The sequence below is a fragment of the Catenulispora pinisilvae genome, from assembly GCF_015356865.1.
In the GTDB taxonomy this organism is placed as follows: Bacteria; Actinomycetota; Actinomycetes; order Streptomycetales; family Catenulisporaceae; genus Catenulispora; species Catenulispora pinisilvae.
Genome location: NZ_JAAFZA010000416.1, coordinates 1 through 5010, shown reverse-complemented (window position 1 = coordinate 5010; position 5010 = coordinate 1). Strand labels below are relative to the sequence as shown.

The following is a 5010-nucleotide window of genomic DNA, read 5'->3' as shown; positions in this document are numbered from 1 at the left end:
GCGGGGGACGGGGCGGTGGCGCATGTCAGGGAACTCCTTGTGGGGTCGGTGCTGCCGTGACGGTGCGGTGGGGTTACCTCCGAGTGGACCATAGGTAACTTCTTGAGCCTGCTGGCGTTCAGGATGGGACTAGACCAATGGTCTGTCAAGTAGGTCCCGGGCCAGGCATGGAGGTTCGGGTTGAGCGCGCTGGCGGCGTTGACATTACCAATGGGAAAGTGCAAGCATCCGTCGCACCTCGCTCATCTTCTCTTCTGATCCCCTCTGACAGAGCTCGAAGGTAAGGATCACCATGCGCATCCGCAGATCGGCCGCGCGCGCCGCGGGCAGTGTCCTCGTGCCCCTGCTCGTTCTCGGCGCTTCGGCTTGTTCCAGTTCTTCCTCCGGCTCCGGCGGGTCCGGGTCCGGCGCGCAAGCGGCCGCGGTGGCCGGGCCGGGTTCCGGTGCCGGCAAGACCCTGACGGTCTGGTACATGGACGGCGACCTGTCCGACGCCGTCGTGAAGGCGATCGACGACAAGTTCACCGCGGCCACCGGGGCGCGGGTGAAGGTCGAGATCCAGCAGTGGGACGGCATCAACACCAAGATCGCCACGGCGCTGGCCCAGGACGATCCGCCGGACGTGATCGAGATCGGCAACACCGACGTGCCGCTGTTCGCGGCCAGTTCCGGTCTGAGCGACATCACCTCGGTGCTGCCGCAGTTGCAGGCCGGCCAGCACTGGCTGCCGGGTCTGGCGGGTCCGGCCACGATCGACGGGCACAGCTATGGCGCGCCGCTGTTCGCCGGCAACCGGGCCGTGATCTACAACAAGAAGATCTGGGCCGACGCCGGCATCACCACCGCGCCGACCACGTTCCCGCAGCTGACCTCCGACTTGGACGCGATCAAGGCGAGGAACACCGCGCCGGACTTCTCGGCGTTCTACTTCCCGGGCCGCTACTGGTATGGGGCGTTGCAGTTCGTCTGGGACGCCGGGGGGCAGCTGGCCACCGACTCCGGCGGCAAGTGGTCCGGCGCGCTGGCCTCGCCGCAGGCGCAGCAGGGGTTGCAGGCGTGGAAGGACTTCGTCGGCAAGTACTCCTCGGCGGCCTCGCAGGACGTCGACACCACGGCGCCGGACTTCAACACGCTGTTCGCGCAGGGCAAGACCGCGACCATCCTGAACTCGAACATCAACAAGATCCTGACGGTGGACCCCTCGCTGAAGGACCAGATCGGTACCTTCCCGTTCCCCAGCGCCACCGACGGCAAGACCCAGCCGGTGTTCCTCGGCGGCTCGGACCTGGTGGTCGCGGCCAAGAGCAAGAACCAGGCGCTGGCGCTGGCCTACCTGAAAGCGGCCACGGACCCGACCGTGCAGGCCTCGGCGATCGTCGGGATCGACCACTGGATCCCGGCCTCCTCCGAGGTGATCGACCAGAGCATCGCCGGCGTGCCGGAGGTGTCGAAGGCGTTCTTCACCGCGGCGAAGAACTCGGTGGCCACCCCGGCCGTGGCGGGCTGGGCGACCGTGGAGTCGGACAAGTCGATCAACGACTTCTTCGCCGACATAGCCACCGGCCGTAAAAGCCCGGCCGAGGCCGCCAAGACCTTGGACGCGCACCTGGACCAGGCGCTCAACGCCCCGGCGCAGTGATGGCCCTGCCCACCGCTGAACAGGCCGCGCCACCGGCCGGCCCCGCCGGCCCCGCCGCCCCCGGATCGGCGGGGGCGGCGCCCGGCCGGCGCCGGCGCCGCCAGGTGCAGCCCTACATCCTGCTGATCCCGGCCGTCGTCCTGCTGGCCGCCGTCGTCGGCTACCCGCTGATCCGCCTCGGCGTCATCTCCACCCAGGGCTTCGGACTGCGCACCCTGATCACCGGCCGCGCCGCCTCGGTCGGCACCGCCAACTACACCGCGATCCTGCACGACCCGCAGCTGGTCCCGGTGCTGGTGCGGACCGTGGTGTTCGCCGCGACGCTGGTCGCGGGCACCGTGGTGATCGGGTTCGGCGCGGCGCTGATGATGGTCGCGGCCGGCCGCAAGCTGCGGGTGGCGATGATGCTGGCGCTGCTGGGCGCCTGGGCCATGCCGACCGTGGCCTCCACGCTGGTCTGGCAGTGGCTGTTCCAGCCCACCTACGGTGTCGTCAACTGGCTGCTCACCCAGCTGCGGGTCTTCGGCGACGTGCGGCAACACGACTTCCTGGCCGGGACCACCTCCGGGTTCGTCGTGGTCTGGCTGCTGGTGGTCTGGATATCGGTGCCCTTCGTCGCCCTGACGCTGTACGCGGGCCTGAGTCAGATCCCTGCCGACTACTACGAGGCCGCCGCGATCGACGGCGCCGGCTACCTGCGCCGGCTTCGCACCGTCACCGTGCCGTTCCTGCGCCCGGTGCTGATGCTGGTCACCGTGCTGTCGGTGATCTGGGACTTCAACGTGTTCAACCAGATCTGGATCCTGACCAAGGGCGGCCCGGACGGCGCCACCACCACCATCGCGATCTGGTCCTTCACCCAGGCCTTCGCCTCCCAGTCCTACGGGCAGGGCGCGGCCATCGCGGTGTTCTCGGTGGTGCTGCTGGCCGTGCTGGTCGGCTGGTGGGTCCGGCGGCTGGTCGTGACAGGGGAGGAAGCATGAAGGCATCGCCGCGCGGCAGGGTGCTGCTGAACATCGGCGGCTCGCTGTTCGTCCTGGTGTGGGCGTTCCCGCTGTACTGGATGGTCAACACCGCGTTCAAACCGCAGCACGACATCCTCACCTCCACCCCGAAGTTCTTGCCGTTCCCGCTGACCCTGGCCAACTTCGCCGACGCCATCGGCAAACCGCACTTCGGCTCCTACGTGTTCAACAGCCTGGTGGTGACGCTGTCGGTGGTGCTCGTGGCGACCGTCGTCGGATTCCTGGCCGCGCTGGCCCTGGCCCGGTTCCGCTTCGTCGGCCGGCGCGCGCTGCTGGTCACCATCTTCGGCATCCAGATGATCCCGGCCCCGGCGCTGGTGATCCCGATGTTCCTGACCATGAAGAACCTGCACCTGCTCAACAACCTGCTGTCCCTGGGGCTCACCTACACCGCGTTCGTGGTGCCGCTGACGATCTGGATCCTGCGCGGCTTCGCCCAGGGCATCCCGGTGGAGCTGGAGGAGGCCGCGAAGCTCGACGGCGCCAGCCCCGGCCAGGTCATCCGGCACATCATGGCGCCGTTGCTGGCCCCGGGCATCATCGCCACCTCGATCTTCGCGTTCATCACGGCCTGGAACGACTACATCTACGCCTACGTGATGATGAAGGACGACGCCCACTACACGCTGCCGGTGTGGCTGGCCACCTTCTCCACCAACACCGGCACCGACTACGCGGGCCTGATCGCCGGCTCCACGCTGTTCGCGCTGCCCGCCGTCGTCTTCTTCCTGATCGCGCAGACCCGCCTCACCGCCGGCATGACCGCCGGCGCCGTCAAGGGCTGACTCGAAAGGCCATTTGTGATCATCCCCCGCCCCGCCGAGTACACCGCACAGCCCGGCGAGTTCGCCCTGGCCGCGGCGCTGAACCTGGCCGCCGGCCCCGGCGCCGAACGCGCCGCCGACCTGCTCGCCGCCTACCTGGGCCCGGACCGGCCACGCACCGATACCGGACCGGTCATCACCGTGCGCCTGGACGCCGGCGCCCACGACCACCGGCACGGCTACGACCTGCTCATCGAGCCCGAACAGGTGACGCTGGCCGCGCCGAGTGAGGCCGGACTGTTCAACGGCGTGCAGACGCTGCGGCAACTGCTCCCGGCACCGGCGCTGTCAACGAACCCGGCAGCCGCACCGGCCCGGACTTGGCGCTGGCCGGCCTGCCACGTGCACGACGCCCCCCGCCTGGCCTGGCGCGGCGTCATGCTGGACGTGGCCCGGCACTTCATGCCGATCGGCTTCCTGCACCGCCTCGTCGACGAGATCGCCCTGCACAAACTCAACATCCTGCACCTGCACCTCACCGACGACCAGGGCTGGCGCATCGAGATCGACGGCCTGCCGCTGCTCACCGAGATCGGCGCCACCCGCACCGAATCGATGGTCGGCCGCGCCGGCTCCACCGTCTTCGACGGCACCCCGCACACCGGCCACTACACCCGCGCCGAGCTGGCCGCGCTCGTGGAATACGCCGCCGCGCGCGGCGTGAGGATCGTCCCGGAGATCGGCATGCCCAGCCACACCCGCGCGGCCATCGCCGCCTACCCGCGGCTCGGCAACCACCCCGAGGCCAGGGTGCCGGTCTGGACGTCGTGGGGCATCAGCGAGGACATCCTCGCCGTCCACGACGAAGCCCTCGACTTCTGCCGCCACGTCCTGTCCGACGTCATGACCCTGTTCCCCTCGCCCAACATCCACATCGGCGGCGACGAATGCCGCACCACCCAGTGGCAGGCCAGCGCCGATGCCCGCGCCCGCGCGGCACGCGCCGGCCTGACGGACATCGCCGACCTGCTGGGCTGGTTCCTGAGCCGGATGCACACCTTCCTGGCCGAGCACGGCCGCCGGGCCGTGTGCTGGAACGACGCCGTCGGCGTCGGCCATCTCGATCCGGGCGTGGTCGCGACCGCGTGGCTGAAACCGGAACACGCCGCGGAGGCGATCGCGCGCGGGCACCAGGTGATCGTGGCTCCTCACGAGCACACGTATCTGGACTACCGGCAAAGCGGGCACCCCGACGAGCCGCCGTCGGCCGAGGACCGGGTCCTGACCCTGGCCGACGCCTACAGCTTCGACCCGCTGCCGACCGGGCTCAGCGCGACGGGGGCGGCGGCGCTGGCCGACGGCTCGGGCGGACCGGGCGTGCTGGGCACGCAGGCGCAGCTGTGGACCGAGTCCGCGCCGACGACCGAGGTGGTGCGGCACCTGCTGTATCCACGGCTGTGCGCGCTGGCCGAGGGGGCGTGGAGCGATGAGCGCCGCGATCCGGCCGACTTCGCCCGGCGGCTTCAGGGGCATCTGCCGCGCTTGGCGGCGCTGGGGGCGTTGGCGGCTGAGCGGCCGGGCG

The 5010-nt window shown here is 70.0% G+C and carries 4 protein-coding genes; all 4 read left to right on the top strand.

The window, feature by feature from the left end; all coding sequences use genetic code 11:
* Nucleotides 1-292 precede the first annotated feature (292 nt).
* Nucleotides 293-1639, top strand: coding sequence for an extracellular solute-binding protein (locus IZR01_RS48105; protein ID WP_194927770.1), 1347 nt, complete (start codon nt 293-295; stop codon nt 1637-1639).
* Complete coding sequence (locus tag IZR01_RS48100) at nt 1639-2622, top strand: carbohydrate ABC transporter permease (RefSeq protein WP_228561400.1); 984 nt, start codon at nt 1639-1641, stop codon at nt 2620-2622. Before IZR01_RS48105 ends, IZR01_RS48100 begins: the two co-directional genes overlap by 1 nt.
* On the top strand, nt 2619-3449 hold the full coding sequence (locus IZR01_RS48095) for a carbohydrate ABC transporter permease (RefSeq protein WP_194927769.1): 831 nt from the start codon (nt 2619-2621) through the stop codon (nt 3447-3449). The genes IZR01_RS48100 and IZR01_RS48095 overlap by 4 nt, the downstream gene beginning before the upstream one ends.
* A gap of 15 nt (nt 3450-3464) precedes the next feature.
* On the top strand, nt 3465-5010 hold a 1546-nt coding region (locus IZR01_RS48090), incomplete at its 3' end, for a beta-N-acetylhexosaminidase (protein WP_194927768.1).

Coding starts and splice junctions, on each gene's coding strand:
- IZR01_RS48105 (WP_194927770.1), top strand. CDS start 293: ATGCGCATCCGCAGATCGGCCGCGCGCGCCGCGGGCAGTGTCCTCGTG.
- IZR01_RS48100 (WP_228561400.1), top strand. CDS start 1,639: ATGGCCCTGCCCACCGCTGAACAGGCCGCGCCACCGGCCGGCCCCGCC.
- IZR01_RS48095 (WP_194927769.1), top strand. CDS start 2,619: ATGAAGGCATCGCCGCGCGGCAGGGTGCTGCTGAACATCGGCGGCTCG.